The organism is Mycobacterium gordonae (assembly GCF_002101675.1).
In the GTDB taxonomy this organism is placed as follows: Bacteria; Actinomycetota; Actinomycetes; order Mycobacteriales; family Mycobacteriaceae; genus Mycobacterium; species Mycobacterium gordonae.
The window spans coordinates 24,722-42,465 of sequence record NZ_LQOY01000151.1; the positions used below are offsets into that span (position 1 = coordinate 24,722).

Sequence of the window (17,744 nt, forward strand, 5' to 3'; positions counted from 1 at the left end):
GGTCGGTAGAGTTGGCCCGGACGCGTAGTCGTCAGACCTGAGGAGGAACGCAGTGGCCCGGGTGGTCGTGCATGTGATGCCTAAAGCGGAGATTCTTGACCCGCAGGGGCAGGCGATTGTCGGCGCCCTGGGGCGGCTGGGTCACCCTGGCATCTCGGATGTCCGTCAGGGCAAGAGATTTGAGCTTGAAGTCGACGACACAGTAGATGACTCCCAGCTCGCCGAGATCGCAGAATCGCTGCTTGCGAACACGGTGATCGAGGATTGGACCATCAGCCGGGACCCGCAGTGACGGCACGGATCGGCATCATCACCTTCCCGGGCACGCTCGACGACGTCGATGCCGCGCGGGCGGCCCGACTGGTGGGGGCCGAGGCGGTCAGCCTGTGGCATGCCGACGCCGACCTCAAGGGTGTCGACGCCGTGGTGGTGCCCGGCGGTTTCTCCTACGGTGACTACCTGCGCGCCGGTGCGATCGCCCGGTTCGCCCCGGTGATGGGTGAAGTGGTCGCCGCGGCCGGCCGTGGCATGCCGGTGCTGGGCATCTGCAACGGGTTCCAGGTGCTCTGTGAGGCCGGACTGCTCCCGGGCGCCTTGACGCGGAACGTCGGGCTGCACTTCATCTGCCGCGACGTGTGGCTGAACGTAACCTCCACCTCGACCGCGTGGACATCGCGTTTCGAGTCCGACGCCGACCTGCTGATCCCGCTCAAGTCCGGCGAAGGCCGCTACGTCGCCCCCAAAGAGGTGCTCGAACGTTTGGAAGGCGAGGGACGGGTGGTGTTCCGCTATCGCGACAACATCAACGGATCCCTGCACGACATCGCCGGCATCAGCTCCGCCAACGGGCGCGTCGTGGGCTTGATGCCGCATCCCGAGCACGCCACCGAAGCGCTGACGGGTCCCTCCGACGACGGCCTGGGCCTGTTCTACTCGGCGCTCGACGCGGTGCTGACCGCCTGATCCCTCAGGCCGACATGCGACCGTAATCCGCAGTGGCGCCGCGCGGTGCTTACCGGTCGGCTGGGTTAGCTCGCGTCGAGCAGCAGAGGCCGCGACGGCAGCTCCGCGGCCACGGTCAACCGGCTGAAAAGATCGATGGCGGCCGCCGTGGCGCGGTCGGCGAACGCAGCGAGATCGTCGAACCGAACTCGCTCACCGATCCACCGGGACTGCTCGGCCGCGACACCGATGCGTTGCGGGTCGGAGGAACCATGCACAACGGCGGTGACTTCGCGGTGTTGCTCGTTCCAGGAATCGGCGAGCGCCGTCAGTCGGGCTTGATCCGAGGCGGGGAAGAAGCATGCGGGCGTGACGCGGATGGTGAATACGTCGGGGTGCGACGCCGGGATCTCGAGATGGACGTGCAGGCGCGGGGCGGTGTTGAGGACGAAGAAGAACTCACCGTCGTGCCGGCCGCGGAAGTACCGCCGCGCCCGGGTGCACAGGTAGCGTTCGATCAGATTGGTGTTCAGCGGCTCGCCCACGGGCTCAGACATGGTTCCATGCTCCGGTATGCGACTATGTGGATCCTTGAGCCAGAGCCAGGGATTCCGAAGAATCAGTTGAGAATTGGCTGAGCGGGCCAGGCTTCAGTGCGACTTGGCCAGCGGGATGATGTCGCGTCCGACGTTGTCGAGGTACTCGGAGCGGGCCACATGGGGGATCGTGAACAGGAATTGGTCGACACCGTGGCGCTGGTAGTCGCGGATGCGTTCGACGCAGTTGTCAGGTGAACCGACGATGAGCCCCGACTCGGGGATCGAGGCGAACTCGGCGCGCACTCGGGCTTCCTGCTCGGCGGAGTCGGTCGGTGCGAGCAGCACCGTGACAGACAGGCGCAGCGTCGCCGGGTCGCGGCCCGCAGACTCACAGGCCCGGCTCAGGAAGTCGCGGCGCGCGGCGACCTGTTCAGGCGACCACCACCGCACGTTGAGGCCCTGTGCGGACCTGGCGGCGATGCGGTGCACGCGGTCGCCCTCCCCGCCGATCCACAGCGGCGGATGGGGCCGCTGCACCGGGGGCGGATCGCAGATGGCGCCGTTCAAGGAGTAGAACTGCCCGGCGAACGTGGGATTCGGCTCGGTCCATACCGCCTTCATCACTTCCAGCGACTCGGCAAGGGCCGAGACCCGGTCGCGCACTGGTGGAAACGGGATGCCGTAGGCCTCGAACTCGCGCTGGAACCAGCCGGCGCCCATGCCGAGATCGAGCCGTCCCTCGGAGATGACGTCGAGCGTCGCGGCCATCTTCGCCAGCACCGAAGGGTGACGGTAGGAGTTGCATAGCACGCTGGTGCCCAGGCGCAGCCGGGTGGTGTCCCGCGCCAGAGCGCTCAGCGCCGTCCAGCACTCCAGCAGCGGAAGCGAGGCGGGTGGTTCGGCGGGGTCGGCGCCGATGGATTTATCGGCAATCCCGGCGTCCTTCACATAGTCGTCGGGACTGATGGTGAGGAAGTGATCGCACAGCCATACCGAATCGAAACCGCATCGCTCGGCTTTCTGGGAGACGGCGACCATGTCTCGATATGCGCTCACCGCAAGCCCGTTGACCGTCAGCGCCAAGATGAGGCCGAACCGGATATCGGAATTCATTGGTTGGTCTCCTCGTTGATTCCGGCGCCCGGGCCGATGATCGTTCGCGGCAATGTAAACACGCCAGGGGCGGGAAAGTGCAGCGCTTAGAGCGGGTACAGCTCAGGCAGATTCACCACGATCGCTTCCTGGCTGTTGCGGGCGATGACCACCTCCGCGGGCGTGGTTGGGTCCGGGTTCTCCTCCCGGTGCGGGACGAACGGCGGGACGAAGATGTAGTCGCCCGGCTCGGTCTTGATGCGCACTTCCTGCACGCCATCGTGAAAGACAAATTCCGGGTTACCGCTTCGCACGTAGATCGCCGTCTCGGACTCGCCGTGGTGATGGTTGCCCGATGCCGTGTCCGGCTCGATGTAGGTCTCTCCCATCCATAGCTGCTGCGCGCCGACCGATTTGCCGCTGATGGCGGCGAAGCGCCGCAGGCCGTCTGTCTGGGCCGTGTCCGAATCGAGTTGGGACGCCCTGATGTGATGAACGTGCTTACGGCGTTTGTCTGCGTGCCGGGGGCCGAAGTCCGGGTGGAATCCGTCCGATGTCGCCATCCAGCACTCCTTTTCGTCAGACGACCGTGATGAACGAGTCTCGATAGGACTCGAGCAGTCTCAGCCACAGTTCACTGATCGTCGGGAAGCACGGCACGGCGTGCCACAACCGCTCGACGGTAACCTGGCCGGCGACGGCGATGGTGGCCGCGTGCAGCAGCTCGGTGACACCCGGGCCGACTAGGGTCACGCCGAGCACCTGGCGGGTGTCCACGTCGACCACCATGCGTGCCCGGCCTTGGTACCCGTCGGCGAAAAGCTTTGCGCCCGTGACGACATCACCGATCTCGACATCGATGATCTTGGCCCGGTGGCCGCGCTGAGCGGCCTGTTCGGCGGTCAGTCCGACGGCCGCCGCCTCTGGGTCGGTGAAGAATGCCTGTGGCACGGCGTGATGGTCGGCGGTGGTCGCGTGTTCGCCCCACGGCGCTGTGTCCAGCGGGCGTCCGGCGGCACGGGCGCCGATGGCCGCGCCGGCGACGCGGGCCTGATACTTGCCCTGGTGGGTCAGCAGCGCGCGGTGATTGACGTCGCCGGCGGCGTAGAGCCAGCCGTCCTCGACGGCCGTCACCCGGCAGGTGTCGTCGACGTCGAGCCAGCTGCCCGGGGTCAATCCGATTGACTCCAAACCGATGTCGTCGGTGAGCGGCACCCGACCGGTCGCGAACAGGATCTCGTCGACCTCCAGCTCAGTGCCGTCATCGAGCGTCAGCCGCACCGGGCCCATCGCGTCGGGTCTGCTCAGCGCCCGGACCGAGACACTTACGCGCACATCGACGCCCGCCGCGGCGAGTCCCCGGCCGACGAACTCGCCGACGAACGGTTCCATCCGGGCCAGCAGCGCGGAGCCTCGCACCAGTAGCGTCACTGACGCGCCCAAGCCTTGCCAGGCCGTGGCCATTTCCACGCCGACTCCGCCGGCACCCACGATCGCGAGCCGGTCCGGGACCGAGCTGCTGTCGGTGGCCTGGCGATTGGTCCACGGCTTGGCTTCGTCGATGCCGGGCAGGTCTGGTAGAGCCGGGCGGCTTCCCGTGGAGATCACCACCGCATGGCGCGCCGACAGGATCACCGATTCGCCGCCTGCGGTGGCTACCGTGACGCACCGGGGGCCGGACAATCGCCCATGGCCGCGGATCAGCGTCGCGCCGATCCCGTCTACCCAGTCGGCCTGACCGGAGTCGTCCCAGTCGCTCACAAAGCGGTCGCGACGGCCGAACACCCCTGCCGGATCGATAGACCCGGTCATCGCCTCCCGCGCGCCTTGCACTCGGCGGGCGTCGGCGAGGGCGATGACGGGGCGCAGCAGCGCCTTGCTCGGGACGCAGGCCCAAAACGAGCATTCACCGCCGACGAGTTCGCGTTCGACGACCGCGACGCTCAGTCCGGCTGCCTGGGCTCGATCGGCGACATTCTGACCGACCGGACCGGCCCCGAGCACCACAACGTCGTATTGGAAGTCGTATTCTCTTGCCGGCATCAGTCGATTCCTTTCGGCGAAGGGGGCGGCAGGCTGCGGGCAAGCTCGCGGAGATCGGCGGCCACGAAATCTGGTTGTGGCAGCGCGTCGACGGGTAGCGGGGCATTGCCCGGCCGAGTGATCAGGGCCGTGCCGAAACCGACGTGGTGGGCGCCCAGCAGATCCCACACATGCGAGGCCACCATCAGGCAGTCGGCGGGCGCCACGCCGAGTTCCTCGCACACCTGCCGGTAGACCGTGGGGGCCGGCTTGAAGGCGTGGCAGGCATCGACAGTGAACCGCCTTTCGAAGAACTCTGCCAGCCCGGAGTTTTCCAGCGCCGTCGGCTGACCTGGCGGATGCGGCGAGTTCGTCAGGGTGACGAGTCGAAAACCGTTGTCGCGCAGTTGGGTAAGCCCTTCTGCGCTGTCGGGATAGGCAGGCATGGTGCGCATGCTCGCCGCCAGACGCTCTACTGCGTCGGCGCCGATGTCCGCGTGCTGGATGTCGGCCAGCATCCGCAACACTCCCCCGGCAAGCGTCGCGAAGTCGACGTAATTGCCCGACAGCGTTGCGGTCATCGAATACATGACGAGCTGGTTGAACCAGTCCCGCAACACTCGCCGGTCACCGAACAGATCATCGAACACCGGCGCCAAGGCTTCGATATCGAGCAGCGTCTCGTTCACGTCGAACACCAGCACGGGTGGTACGGCCACTACCAGGCTCCTGCCCTCATTCGCGATCCATCACCACCACCATCTTCCCCCCGGCTTCACCGGCCTCCATCACGCGGTGTGCCTGCCGAATCTCGTCAAAGGCGAAAACCCGGGACGGTTGCGCATCGAGCTCGCCGTCCGCGACCTGTTTGGCGATGTGCTGTAGGGGCACGTCGGAGAGCGGGAAGCCGGGTGTGCCGAACACGAAGCTGCCGAAGAAGTTCAGATTCACGCCACTGGCCAGACGCAGCAGCGGGTTGAAATCCCCGATGGGGTCCAACCCACCCAGCCAACCGGCAAGGCACGCCGTACCGCCGCGACGCAGCATGTCGAGGGAGTCGAGGATGGTGCTGTTGCCCACCAGGTCGAGCACGGCGTCCAGCCGCTTGGACTCCGCGAGGTGAGCGGCCAGATCGGTTCTTTCCAGCTCGACGCGGGCCGCGCCGAGAGCCTCGAGCATGGGTATGCGTCCACGGCTGCGCGTCGTGGCAATGACGTGGGCGCCGGCCGCGACCGCCATCTTCAGCGCCGCCTGCCCAAAAGACGATGTCGCGCCTCGTATGAGCAGCGTCTGTCCAGCCGTCAGTTTGAGGTTGCGGAACAGGCAGGTCCAGGCTGTCGCGTACGTCTCGGGCAGCGCCGCCAATTGTGACCAGGGCAGGTCGGACTCGATCGGCGCGACGTTCGCGGCACGCACGCGCGTGTATTCGGCGTAACTGCCGTTGATGGTGCGCCCCAGGCCGCCCATCAGCGCCGTGACTTTCGCGCCGACCGGGAACTCCCCGCCCGGGCAGGCGTCGACGATGCCGACGCATTCGATGCCACTCACTTCGGCGGCTTCGGCCCATTCGCCGCGGCGCATGTGCATCTCGGCGTGGTTGATGCCGAAGCCCTTCACCTCGATGACGACCTCGCCGTCCTTGGGCAGGGGCTTGGGAATGTCGGTATAGACCAGGCTGTCGAGCCCGCCGAAACTCTCCAAAATAATTGCGCGCATCGTTGTTTCACCGTGCGGCTCGCGTACCACGGCAGGTGTCGTCGGCAGCGGGCTCGTCCCCCTCGTCGGAGCCGCCATGGCCATCCCCTCCTAGAAAAGTGGGCGGTATATCCCATTATTATGGGCACGGCATCCCAGTAATGTCCAGGCTGCCGGGGGATCAGGACTTGGAGCGGTTCCGCGCTGGGCTACGTCCCGCTTTCGCCGCGAACGAGGCAACGTAGTCGACCGCGGCGTTGAGTGCTGCGGACATGGGCTCGGGGTCGCCAGTGGCGTGGGTGAGCATGGCGCCGCCCTGGTGGGCGGTGACGAGTGACACCGTCAAGTGCCGTGGGTCGGCATCGGGACGTAGATCGCCCCGCCGGCGCATGGAAGTTATTCCCGCGGAGAAGATTTCGATCCACTCATCGTACCCGCGGGCGACGTCGTCATGAATCTCGCTGTCGGCGTCGATCAACTCACCGGCCAGTGACCCGTACACGCACCCGCCGAGTCGATACACGGTGTCCACGTCAGCCATGCAGGCATCAACCCATGTGCGCAAGGCATCGACGGTGTCGAGCGCGCCCAGGCGGGCTTGGGTGTGAAAGGCCTTCACGTCGTGACGGCGGGTGGCGACCACCTGACGGATGAGATCGCGCTTATCGGTGAAGTAGTGCGTGATCTGCGATCCACTCACCTCGGCGCGGGTCCGCACCTCGTCGATGCTGGTGTTGGCCACCCCTCGTTCGAAGACCAGGCCGGCCGCGGCGTCGACAATGCGCGTGCGCGTAGCGAGTCCCTTTTGTGTCAGCCGTGCAGTGGGCCGATCGCCGGACCTGGGCGATGGGCGCCGGAGGCGGGGACGCCGCGGCGGTCTGGGCGCGCGTTCGGCGGGGTCTTTGGCGAAGAGGCGCAAATAGTTGACGGCGAATCGCGTGGCATCCGCGTGCGGCCATTCCGCCTGATAGGTGAAGGCAAGGGTGCCGCCACCTTGGTGAGCGCACACGATCACCGAGGCCAGGGCGCGCGGTTGTGCCTCGGCCACCAGTACCCCGTTGTCCTTCATTCGTTGAATCGCACTCTGCAACAGGGTGATCCACCGCTGATAGCCGACCGCCAATGCCTCGCGGGTGGACTCGTCGGATTTGGCGAGTTGGGCGGCGAGGGCGTGGTAGGTGGGCGTTCCGGTGTACTTGATGCGCCGCAGATAGCGCATGTTGAGGTCGAGCCAGCGCTCGTAGTCGTCGAAGGTGGCCAAGCCACCCAGCTTCGGTTGGCGGTGGAAGTCCAGCACCACCTCGATCTGCCGGTGGATGACGGCCCGGATCAGTGCGCGCTTGTCGGTGAAATAGTGCGCGAGTTGGGAACCGCTCACCGACGCGGCCTTGCGCACGTTATCCATGTTGAACGCCGCCAGGCCTTCCGCGACGATCAACTCGGCGGTGGCGAGAACGATCCGGTCGCGGGTGGCGCGCCCCTTGGCGGTCAGCCGCTGTTCGACGTCCGGATCGGCCATCGCGCCAGGCTAACCCGGAGCCGGCCAGGTCTATGGGATATTCAGCCCACTGATTGCGGTCCTGTCATGCGGCGATGCGATCACCGGCCAAGAATGTACGGATGAGTCCGGCGACTTCGGTCAGTGCGGACTCCAGCAGGAAGTGCCCGCCCTCCAGCAGGTGGATTTCGGCGTGCGGCAGGTCGGTGGCGAATGCGCTGGCACCTGCCGGGCCGAAGATCTCGTCACCGCGTCCCCAGACTGCCAGCAACGGTACGCGGGTCGCGCGGAAGTACTCATGCAGGCGCGGATACAACGGCGCGTTGGACGCGTAGTCCCGAAACAGCTTGAGCTGCACCAGGTCATTGCCGGGCCGGGAGATCAGCGCAAAATCGTGGTGCCAGCATTCGGGATCCACCAGCGTCTCGTCGGCAACGCCCGTCAGGTATTGCCAGCGGGTGGCGTCCAGCGTGAGAAACTGCCGCACCGCCGCCTCGTTGCCGGGGTTCGGGTCTTCTTGATATGCCCACACCGTCTGCCAGAAGCTCTCGACGAAACCCGCGTCGTAACCGTTGCCACTCTGGGTGATGATGGCGATGATCGCGGACGGCTCTCGCAGCGCGAGGCGCCAGCCGATCGGCGCGCCGTAATCCTGGACGTACATGGCGTACCGGTCGACGCCCAGTGTGCTCAGTAACCCGGCGGTTAAATCGGAGAGTGCGTCGAAGGTGTAATCGAACTCGTCGACGGACGGCGCGTCGGACAGTCCGAAGCCCAGGTGGTCGGGTGCCACGACATGGAACCGGTCAGCGAGCTCGGGAATGAGATTGCGGAACATGTACGAGCTGGTCGGAAAGCCGTGCAGCAGAACGATTGTGGGATGACGCGGGTCGCCGGCCTCGCGGTAGAACAGTCGGTGACCGTCGATGGTGGCATAGCGATGGTGGACGGTCGGCATGGCAAGCTCCCTTGGGCTGGAAAATTATGGGTTGCGCAACCCATTATGCACGAGGCGGGCCGCCGGCACTAGTCTCAATCGTTGAGGCACACGCTGGGGTGCCGGGCCGAGGAGGCGCAGATGGGCAAGCTGGTCTCAGTCAACGTGGGCATGCCCAGAGACGTTCAATGGAATGACAAGACCGTCCACACCGGGATCTGGAAAACACCTGTCGACCGGCCGGTGATGGTGCGCCGTCTCAACATCGACGGTGACGGGCAGGGCGACCTCGGCGGCCATGGTGGCGAACAACGGGCCGTGCTGGTGTACCAGACCGAGTCATACGAATTCTGGAAGAACTACCTCGGTCGTGACGACCTGGTGGCCGGCCACTTCGGCGAAAACTTCACCGTCACCGGCCTCGCCGACGACGAGGTGTGTATCGGTGACCGCTACCGCATCGGTGCCGCCGAGTTCGAGGTAACTCAGCCCCGCGTCACCTGCTTCCGGGTCGGCATGCGGCTGGACGACCCGCGGATCCCGAATCTGCTTGTGAAGCAACATCGCCCGGGCTTCTACTGCCGGGTCGTCACGGAGGGCAGCGTGCAGGCCGGTGACGACATCACGCTGACCCGTCGCGGCAAGCACCAACTCACGGTGGCCGATGTCGACGCGCTGCTCTATCTACCGGATCACGACACCGAGCAGCTCCGCAAGGCAGTCGACGAACCTGCGTTGAGTCCCGGGTGGCGCCAGTCCTTCACCGAGATGCTGACCGGCCAAGACGGATTGACGGCGTCGAGAGGCGGCGAGCCGGCCTGGAACGGTTTCCGCCCGCTGCGAGTCAGTGCGGCCCGACGGGAAGCGCCTTCGGTGTTGTCGATCCGGCTTGCCTCGCAGGACGGCACCCCACTGCCGCCGGTGTTGCCGGGCCAGTACCTGACCGTGCGAGTCCCCGCCGAAACCGGTCCGGCGCCGGTACGCAGCTACTCGCTGTCCGGTGATCCGCGCGGCGGCGAATATCGGATCAGCGTCAAACGCGAGGAGTACGGGGTCGTGAGCCGATGGCTGCACGACCACGTCGCCCCGGGGGTCGTGATCGACGCCGCCGCTCCCCGTGGTGACTTCTACCTCGTCGACGACGACACGCCGGTGGTACTCGTCTCCGCGGGGATCGGGGTGACGCCGGTGCTGGCGATGCTGCATGCGCTGTCGTCGGCCGGCAGCCGCCGTGCCATCTGGTGGCTGCACACCACCCGCAATCGGCGCAGTGAGGCGTTCGCGATTGAGGTCGCGGATCTGCTTGCGGCGGTGCCGCAGGCGAAGCGGCGCGTGGTCTACACCGAAACACAGGGACGCCTCGACGGCCGAGAGCTGGCCGCGCTGGGCCTGCCGGCCAACGGCACCGCCTACCTTTGCGGACCAACGTCATTCATGTCCGATATGCGGGCCGCACTGATGACGGCCGGATTCGACCCCGCCCGTATTCACAGCGAACTCTTCGGTGCGCTGCCTGCGATCAACCCCGGGGTGGTCGGTGCGGCGGCCACGCCGCCGCACCAGCCGGCGGGGGTGCCCGGCACCGGGCCGGCCGTCACCTTCGCGCGCAGCGGGCTGACGGTCAACTGGTCACCGCACTACGGCAGCATTCTCGACTTGGCCGAATCATGCGACGTGCCAACGCGTTTCTCGTGCCGCAGCGGGGTGTGCCACATGTGCGTCACCAACATCCTGGCCGGTACCACGATCGATGTTCAACCACCGCTGCAGCTCCCGGCGCCAAGCGAAGTGCTCATCTGCTCCGCCGCTCCGGACAGCGACCTGGTGCTGGACCTGTAGTTACCGGGCGAACGACGTCTCGCCGCCGGTGACGTTGAAGATCGCGCCGTTGACGTAGCTGGCCTCCGGGGAGACGAGAAACACCACCGCGCTGGCTATCTCGCTGGCGTCGGCGATCCGGCGCAGCGCGGTGACCCCGGCCAGCTTGTCCAGGAGCCCGGGTGTGGCCTCGGTGCCGGGGGTGTCGGTAGGCCCGGCCGCCACGGCATTGACCCGGACACCGGACTCGCCGAATTCGTCCGCCCACACTTTGGTCAGCAGTTCTAGCGCGGCCTTGGTGGCCCCGTAGATTCCGCCTTTGCGCTTCGGCGCCGAGGCGGCCAGGGTGCTGATGTTGACAATCGCGCCGCGGCCCCGTCGGGCCATCCCCGGCGCGAGTTCCTGCACCAGAATGTAGGGGGCGCGCATGTTCACGTTCACGTGTTCGTCGAAGACGGCGTCGTCGGTGTCGACGGTGTCGCCGAAGATGAAGACACCGGCGTTGTTGACCAGGATGTCCACCGGGCCCGCTTCGGCGGCCAGCCGCCGCACCGCGCCGGGATCGTTGAGCTCGGCGGCGACGAATCGTGCCTGGCCGCCGCCACTTTCGATCTCAAGCACCACTTCAGCGCCGCGCTGCGCATTGCGCCCGTGCACCACCACGTCGGCGCCACGTTGCGCGAGCTGAAGGGCGATGGCGCGGCCGATCCCAGACGTGGCGCCGGTGACCAGGGCCGTGTGGCCGCCGAACGTCGTCATGCTCGTCAGTCCCGAGGGGGAGTGAGCGCGACCGAGGCCTCGGCGGTGTAACACAGGAACGTCAATGTCTCCTGCAGGTAGAGCTGCACGGTGTCGGCGTCGTGGCTGAGGTAGCCGATCGACACGTCGGTGCCCAACTGAAGATCGAAATCACCACCGCGCGTGGTCAATACGAATGCTCCGTCGATGGCGGGCGCCCAGATGATGTCGCCGTCGACCAGCCGGTTCAGGTGGTCGAGGATCGGATACCCGTGTTCGGTGGTCTCGCTCACCTTGGTGTAGGTGTCGGCCGACAGCAGCACCGAGTACGGGCCGTCAACGCCGGCCAACCGCAGTTCGGTCAATGCCTGGGTGATGACGTCGGGGATGCGGCGTGGATCGTCCGGCAACGTCAGCGGGGGGTTGGAGCTGCAGCCGCGGATGCCTTGGATCGACGCCGGCGCGTACCCCTCGAAAATGCCGCGGTCTTCCACGAATGCCAGTTTCTTGGCCGCCGCCTTGACCGGTTCCCAGTCCGAGTCTTTGGAGCCGCGCTCGACATGGTCAATCTCGTTGCGCGACAAGGTGAACGGGACGCGCAGTCGCACCAGTGGGCGGCTGTCGCGCAGATGGGCGATCACCCCGTCGGTGGGCGATTCCAGGTCGATCAACCGTCCCGTGCTGACCGCGGCCGTCACCGGGCCGCCTGGCTCACTGACGTCGACCACGCGGCGGCCGGCGATGTGCCGCTTGAACGTCCGTGCCGCCTCGAGCTCGATTTCGGCCCAGGCGGATTCGGTGATCGGCGCCAGGTCGCGGTACAGGTTGTTCACTGGGAGATTCCTTTCAGGCTGCCGATGGAAAGAGAGCCGTCGGATGACGCCGCGGCCTGAGGCGGCGATTGGGGGAGGGCCGGTGGATCGTCGAGGAAGTCGACGGTGGGGGAGAAGAACAACCCACCGGTGACGGCGGTCGAGAAGTCGAGCACCCGGTCGGTGTTACCAGGTGGATCACCCAGGAACATGTTGCGCAGCAGGCGTTCTGTCACCGTGGGTGTGCGGGAGTAGCCGATGAAGTAGGTGCCGTATTCGCCCTTGCCCAGCTCGCCGAAGGGCATGTTATGCCGCACGATTTTGAGTTCGGTGCCGTCCTCGTCGGTGATCACGTTGAGCGCGATATGCGAGTTGGACGGCTTGACGTCGTCGCCGAGTTCGATGTCCTCCAACTTGGTTCGCCCGATCACCCGCTCCTGCTCGGTGACCGAGAGCGAATCCCAGGACGTCATATCGTGCAGGTAGCGCTGGACATGGACGTAGCAGGAGCCGGCGAAACCGGGGTCCTCGTCCCCAACCGTGGTGGCGCTGACGGCGATTGCACCGTCCGGGTTTTCGGTGCCGTCGACGAAACCCAGCAGGTCGCGGTTGTCGAAGAAGCGAAAGCCGTGCACTTCGTCGACCACCGTCACCGCACCGGCCATCGCCTTGAGGATGCGCCCGGCCAGTTCGAAACACACGTCCATGGATTCGGCCCGGATGTGGAACAGCAGATCGCCGGGTGTCACGGGCGCGGAGTGGCGCGGCCCCGTCAATGGGGTGAAGGGATGCAGCTCGGCGGGCCGTGGACCGGAGAACAACCGGTCCCAGGCGTCAGACCCGATGGAGGTGATCGCCGACAGTCGTTTGGTCGGGTCGCGAAAACCGATCGCGCGCACCAGGCCCGAGATGTCGGGCAGCGCGGCGTGGACCACCTCCTCGCCACCGTCGTCGATGGTGGCGACCAGAAAGATCGCGGCTGGCGTCAATGGCGCCAGAATGGGCTGCGGCTGAACAGCGGGCACAGGCAAGACCCTAACGCCCCTGTGAAGGGGACGGTGCTTAACCTGACTACATGGTGGCCACCGCCCGCGGCCTGGGTGAATTCATTGATGCGTCCCCGTCGCCGTTCCACGCGTGCGCGACGGCGGCCGCCCGGTTGCTCGACGCCGGATACACCGAATTGAGCGAGTTCGATCGCTGGCCTGAGCAGCCGGGGCGTTATTTCATCCGCCGCGCCGGCTCGCTGGTCGCCTGGAGCGGGCGCGCCGGTCTGGCCCCGTTCCGGATCGTCGGCGCGCACACCGACAGCCCCAACCTGCGGGTCAAGCAGCACCCGGACCGCTGCGTGGCCGGCTGGAAGGTGGTGGCGCTGGAGCCCTACGGGGGCGCCTGGCTGAACTCGTGGCTGGATCGGGACCTGGGCATCAGCGGGCGGTTGTCGGTGCGGGATGGCAGCCGGATCACTCATCGGCTGGTCCGGATCGACGAGCCGATTCTGCGGGTTCCACAGTTGGCCATCCACCTTGCCGAGGACCGTAGGTCGCTGACGCTGGATCCGCAGCGCCACCTCAACGCGGTGTGGGGAGTGGGTGAGGCGGCCGAGTCGTTCGTCGATTACGTCGCCGAGCAAGCCGGGGTGTCCGCGGGCGATGTGTTATCCGCCGACCTCATGACGCATGACCTGACACCCGCCACGGTCGTCGGGGCTGACGGCAGCCTGCTGAGCGCTCCACGGCTGGATAACCAGGCCAGCTGCTACGCCGGACTGGAAGCGTTACTGGCCCTGGACACCACAGCACCGGGTGAATTCCTACCCGTGCTGGTGCTCTTCGACCACGAAGAGGTCGGCTCGACGTCCGATCATGGCGCCCAATCCAACTTGCTGGAGACGGTGCTGGAACGCATCGTGCTCGCCGCCGGCGGCAACCGCGAAGACGTCCTGCGGCTGCTGCCGGCCTCGCTGCTGGCGTCGGCCGACATGGCGCACGCCACCCACCCCAACTATCCCGAGCGCCACGAACCGGGACACCAGATCGCGGTCAACGGGGGACCGGTGCTCAAGGTGCACCCGAATCTGCGGTACGCCACCGACGGACGCACCGCGGCGGCCTTTGCCGTTGCCTGCGAACAGGCGGGGGTGCCGCTGCAGCGCTACGAGCATCGCGCCGATCTGCCCTGTGGGTCGACGATCGGGCCGATGGCCTCGGCACGTACCGGCATTCCGACCGTCGACGTCGGGGCTCCGCAGCTGGCCATGCATTCCGCGCGGGAGTTGATGGGTGCGCACGACGTCGGTACGTATGCGGCTGCACTGCAGGCGTTTCTGGCCCCCGAGGCCTAGAGTCGGCGGTATGGCGCTCAAAGTCGAGATGGTCACCTTTGATTGCACCGACCCGGTGGCGCTCGCCGGTTGGTGGGCCGAGCAGTTCGGCGGCACGACGCACGAGTTGATGCCGGGTGAGTTCATCGCTGTGATACGCCCGGACGGGCCGCGGCTCGCTTTTCAGAAGGTGCCCGATCCGACCCCCGGGAAGAACCGCGTTCATCTCGATTTCGGCGCCGAGGATATGGAGGCCGAGGTCACCCGGCTGACCGCGGCGGGGGCCAGCAAGATCGAACGGCACAGCTTCGGCGACAACTTCCGCTGGGTGGTGCTGGCCGATCCGGAAGGCAACCAGTTCTGCGTCGTCGGCACCTAGGGCGGGAACCTAGACTGTCGGGGTGACGAGCCCCCCCGTGACTGACACCGTCGAGCACGCCGCAACCACCCCCGACCAGCCGCAGCCGTTCGGTGAGTTGGGTCTCAAGGACGACGAGTACCAGCGGATTCGCGAGATTCTCGGGCGTCGGCCCACCGACACCGAGCTGGCGATGTACTCGGTGATGTGGAGCGAGCACTGCTCGTACAAGTCGTCGAAGGTCCACCTCCGATACTTCGGTGAGACCACCACCGAGGAGATGCGTACCGGCATGCTCGCCGGCATCGGCGAGAACGCGGGCGTCGTCGACATCGGTGACGGCTGGGCGGTCACCTTCAAAGTGGAATCGCACAACCACCCGTCGTACGTGGAGCCCTACCAGGGCGCGGCCACCGGCGTCGGCGGCATCGTCCGCGACATCATGGCCATGGGGGCGCGGCCGGTCGCGGTGATGGACCAGCTGCGGTTCGGCGCCGCCGACGCGCCCGACACCCGCCGGGTCCTCGACGGTGTGGTCCGCGGTATCGGCGGCTACGGCAACTCACTGGGACTGCCCAACATCGGCGGCGAGACCGTCTTCGACGCCTGTTATGCCGGCAACCCCCTGGTGAATGCCTTGTGCGTCGGCGTATTACGCCAGGAAGACCTGCATCTGGCGTTCGCCTCCGGCGCGGGCAACAAGATCATCCTGTTCGGGGCGCGCACCGGGCTGGACGGCATCGGCGGGGTTTCGGTGCTGGCCTCCGATACGTTTGACGCCGAGAATTCGCGCAAGAAGCTGCCGTCGGTGCAAGTCGGTGACCCCTTCATGGAGAAGGTGCTCATCGAGTGCTGTCTCGAACTGTATTCCGGCGGCCTGGTAATCGGCATCCAAGACCTTGGTGGTGCCGGATTATCCTGTGCCACCTCAGAATTGGCGTCTGCCGGGGACGGCGGCATGGCGATCGACCTGGACACGGTGCCGCTGCGCGCCAAAGAGATGACCCCCGCCGAGATCCTGTGCAGCGAGTCCCAGGAGCGGATGTGCGCGGTGGTGGCGCCGGAGAACGTGGAGGCGTTCATGGCGGTGTGCCGCAAGTGGGAGGTGCTGGCCACCGTCATCGGTGAGGTTACCGAGGGCGACCGGCTGCGCATCACCTGGCGCGGCGAAACCGTCGTCGACGTGCCGCCGCGCACGGTGGCCCACGAGGGCCCGGTGTATGAGCGTCCGGTGGCCCGTCCCGAGACGCAGGATGCGCTGAACGCGGACTCGTCGAAGAAGCTGCCCCGGCCGGCCACGGGAGAGGAGCTGCGTGCGACTCTGCTTGCGCTGCTTGACAGTCCGCATCTGTGCAGCCGCGCGTTGATCACCGAGCAGTACGACCGCTACGTGCGCGGCAACACCGTGCTGGCCGAACACGCCGACGGCGGTGTGCTGCGCATCGACGAGGCGACCGGGCGCGGAATCGCGTTGTCCACCGACGCCTCCGGGCGCTACACGCAGCTGGATCCCTACACCGGTGCCCAACTCGCACTCGCCGAGGCATACCGCAATGTGGCCGTCACCGGCGCCACCCCCGTCGCGGTGACCAACTGCCTCAACTTCGGCTCGCCCGAGGACCCGGGTGTGATGTGGCAGTTCTCCCAGGCGGTGCGTGGGTTGGCCGATGGTTGTGCGGCGCTTGGTATTCCGGTCACCGGCGGCAATGTCAGCTTCTACAACCAGACCGGCTCGTCGGCCATCCTGCCGACGCCGGTGGTCGGGGTACTCGGCGTCATCGACGACGTGGGCCGGCGCGTTCCCACCGGTTTGGGCACGGAGCCGGGGGAAAGCCTGTTGCTGCTCGGTGACACACGCGACGAGTTCGACGGCTCGATCTGGGCGCAGGTGACCGCCGATCATCTGGGCGGGCTACCCCCCGCAGTCGACCTGCCACGCGAAAAGCTGCTGGCCGAGGTGCTGGCAGCCGGCTCGCGCGACGGGCTGATCACCGCCGCACACGATCTGTCCGAAGGCGGACTGGCGCAGGCCATTGTGGAGTCGGCGCTGGCTGGCGAAACCGGTTGCCGCATAATCCTTCCCGAGGGCGCCGACCCCTTTGTGGCGCTGTTCTCCGAGTCGGCCGGCCGGGCGCTGGTTGCGGTGCCGCGCACCGAGGAGAGCAGGTTTTCCTCGATGTGCGAGGCGCGGGGACTGCCCGCCGCCCGCATCGGCGTCGTCGATCAGGAGTCGAAAGAGATCGAAGTGCAGGGCTTGTTCACGGTATCGCTGGCCGAATTGCGCGAGACATCCGAGGCGGTGCTTCCGCGATTCTTCGGTTAAGGCTTCGCGCACTGGGTTTGGCTACCGCCCTGGTCGGCTGGAGCTTGGTCAGCCCGCGGCTACGGTCCGCCTACCGGACACCGGCGCAGGCCGCTGCCGGCAGCATGCTGGCGTTGACGACCGCCAAGCCCTTGGGATTTCGTCCACCCCGGGTGTGGGCGGGATTGCGGTGGGGCTCCATGGCAGCGGCACTGGTCACGGCGACGATCGCGGCGACCACGCCGGTTCCGAAGGTGCGGCTGTCGATGTCGGCGCGCGAGTTGCCGGAGTCGGTACCCGGCTGGCTGGCATGGCACATCCCGGTCGGCACCGTCTGGGCCGAGGAGGCCGCCTTCCGCGGGGCGCTGGGTGACGTCGCCGCGAAAGCCTTCGGTCCTACCCGCGGACGGCTCTTGCAGGCCGGCGCGTTCGGCCTGTCACACATCGCCGACGCGCGCATGGTCGGCGAACCGTTGCTGCCCGTCGTGGTGGTCACCGGCCTGGCGGGCTGGGTGTTCGGGTGGTTGGCCGAGCGCAGCGGAAGCTTGGTGGCGCCGATCCTGGTGCACCTGGCCATCAATGAGGCCGGTGCGATAGCCGCGGTCGTCGTGCAGCGGAGAACGTGGAACAGCTCACACGACGCGCGATCTGCCGCCTGAGCCCCTACA

Annotated in this window: 18 protein-coding genes; 7 read left to right on the forward strand and 11 right to left on the reverse strand. The window is 66.9% G+C overall.

The features are described from left to right. The first annotated feature begins 52 nt into the window (after positions 1–52). Positions 53–292: a phosphoribosylformylglycinamidine synthase subunit PurS gene (gene purS / locus AWC08_RS20845; RefSeq protein ID WP_055581507.1), complete on the forward strand. Its 240-nt coding sequence runs from the start codon at positions 53–55 to the stop codon at positions 290–292. Next, positions 289–963 (forward strand): phosphoribosylformylglycinamidine synthase subunit PurQ, encoded by a 675-nt coding sequence (gene purQ, locus AWC08_RS20850; RefSeq protein WP_065136081.1) that lies wholly within the window; start codon positions 289–291, stop codon positions 961–963. Before purS ends, purQ begins: the two co-directional genes overlap by 4 nt. 65 nt (positions 964–1,028) lie before the next feature. Here the strand turns inward: purQ and AWC08_RS20855 are convergent, their stop codons facing one another. The 8 genes from AWC08_RS20855 to AWC08_RS20890 all read right to left on the reverse strand — a co-directional run bounded on the left by AWC08_RS20855 (position 1,029) and on the right by AWC08_RS20890 (position 8,746). Continuing rightward, on the reverse strand, positions 1,029–1,499 hold the full coding sequence (locus tag AWC08_RS20855; protein ID WP_069433798.1) for a hypothetical protein: 471 nt from the start codon (positions 1,497–1,499) through the stop codon (positions 1,029–1,031). 93 nt (positions 1,500–1,592) lie between these two features. Then, a complete protein-coding gene (locus AWC08_RS20860) occupies positions 1,593–2,594 on the reverse strand; it encodes an LLM class flavin-dependent oxidoreductase (RefSeq protein ID WP_065135169.1) in 1,002 nt (333 codons plus the stop codon). Positions 2,595–2,680: 86 nt separating this feature from the next. Next, positions 2,681–3,136: a cupin domain-containing protein gene (locus tag AWC08_RS20865; RefSeq protein ID WP_065135170.1), complete on the reverse strand. Its 456-nt coding sequence runs from the start codon at positions 3,134–3,136 to the stop codon at positions 2,681–2,683. A gap of 16 nt (positions 3,137–3,152) precedes the next feature. Further along, complete coding sequence (locus AWC08_RS20870; protein WP_065135171.1) at positions 3,153–4,616, reverse strand: dihydrolipoyl dehydrogenase family protein; 1,464 nt, start codon at positions 4,614–4,616, stop codon at positions 3,153–3,155. Further along, positions 4,616–5,314, reverse strand: coding sequence for a haloacid dehalogenase type II (locus AWC08_RS20875; protein WP_065135172.1), 699 nt, complete (start codon positions 5,312–5,314; stop codon positions 4,616–4,618). The genes AWC08_RS20870 and AWC08_RS20875 overlap by 1 nt, the downstream gene beginning before the upstream one ends. Before the next feature lie 16 nt (positions 5,315–5,330). After that, on the reverse strand, positions 5,331–6,389 hold the full coding sequence (locus AWC08_RS20880) for a zinc-binding alcohol dehydrogenase family protein (protein WP_232008021.1): 1,059 nt from the start codon (positions 6,387–6,389) through the stop codon (positions 5,331–5,333). Positions 6,390–6,471: 82 nt separating this feature from the next. After that, complete coding sequence (locus tag AWC08_RS20885) at positions 6,472–7,809, reverse strand: TetR/AcrR family transcriptional regulator (RefSeq protein ID WP_065135173.1); 1,338 nt, start codon at positions 7,807–7,809, stop codon at positions 6,472–6,474. Between the two features lie 64 nt (positions 7,810–7,873). After that, positions 7,874–8,746, reverse strand: coding sequence for an alpha/beta fold hydrolase (locus tag AWC08_RS20890; RefSeq protein WP_065135174.1), 873 nt, complete (start codon positions 8,744–8,746; stop codon positions 7,874–7,876). A gap of 120 nt (positions 8,747–8,866) precedes the next feature. Here AWC08_RS20890 and AWC08_RS20895 point away from each other — a divergent pair, with 120 nt between their 5' ends. Then, a complete protein-coding gene (locus tag AWC08_RS20895; RefSeq protein WP_069434550.1) occupies positions 8,867–10,564 on the forward strand; it encodes an MOSC and FAD-binding oxidoreductase domain-containing protein in 1,698 nt (565 codons plus the stop codon). On the opposite strand, the gene AWC08_RS20900 is transcribed toward AWC08_RS20895, so the two are convergent. Genes AWC08_RS20900 through AWC08_RS20910 form a run of 3 tightly spaced genes read right to left on the reverse strand, consistent with a single transcriptional unit; the run spans position 10,565 to position 13,124 of the window. Continuing rightward, entirely contained in the window at positions 10,565–11,302 is a 738-nt protein-coding gene (locus AWC08_RS20900) for an SDR family NAD(P)-dependent oxidoreductase (RefSeq protein ID WP_069434551.1), read from the reverse strand. It lies immediately after the preceding gene. A gap of 5 nt (positions 11,303–11,307) precedes the next feature. Continuing rightward, positions 11,308–12,114 carry a family 1 encapsulin nanocompartment shell protein gene (locus AWC08_RS20905; protein WP_065135176.1) on the reverse strand — a complete coding sequence of 269 codons (807 nt, stop codon included), beginning with the start codon at positions 12,112–12,114 and terminating at the stop codon, positions 11,308–11,310. Then, entirely contained in the window at positions 12,111–13,124 is a 1,014-nt protein-coding gene (locus tag AWC08_RS20910; RefSeq protein WP_167544977.1) for a Dyp-type peroxidase, read from the reverse strand. Before AWC08_RS20910 ends, AWC08_RS20905 begins: the two co-directional genes overlap by 4 nt. Positions 13,125–13,168: 44 nt before the next feature. Between AWC08_RS20910 and AWC08_RS20915 the strand changes: the two genes are divergently transcribed. From AWC08_RS20915 to AWC08_RS20930, 4 genes are read left to right on the forward strand one after another with little or no spacing between them, the layout of a single operon-like run. After that, complete coding sequence (locus AWC08_RS20915) at positions 13,169–14,437, forward strand: M18 family aminopeptidase (RefSeq protein ID WP_065135178.1); 1,269 nt, start codon at positions 13,169–13,171, stop codon at positions 14,435–14,437. A 10-nt stretch (positions 14,438–14,447) separates the two neighbouring features. Continuing rightward, the gene (locus AWC08_RS20920; RefSeq protein ID WP_065135179.1) at positions 14,448–14,795 is read left to right on the forward strand and encodes a VOC family protein; all 348 of its coding nucleotides are present in this window, start codon (positions 14,448–14,450) and stop codon (positions 14,793–14,795) included. A gap of 37 nt (positions 14,796–14,832) precedes the next feature. After that, a complete protein-coding gene (purL, locus tag AWC08_RS20925) occupies positions 14,833–17,097 on the forward strand; it encodes a phosphoribosylformylglycinamidine synthase subunit PurL (protein WP_065135180.1) in 2,265 nt (754 codons plus the stop codon). After that, entirely contained in the window at positions 17,085–17,735 is a 651-nt protein-coding gene (locus AWC08_RS20930) for an Rv0804 family intramembrane glutamic endopeptidase (protein WP_065135185.1), read from the forward strand. The genes purL and AWC08_RS20930 overlap by 13 nt, the downstream gene beginning before the upstream one ends. The last annotated feature ends 9 nt before the right edge of the window (positions 17,736–17,744 follow it).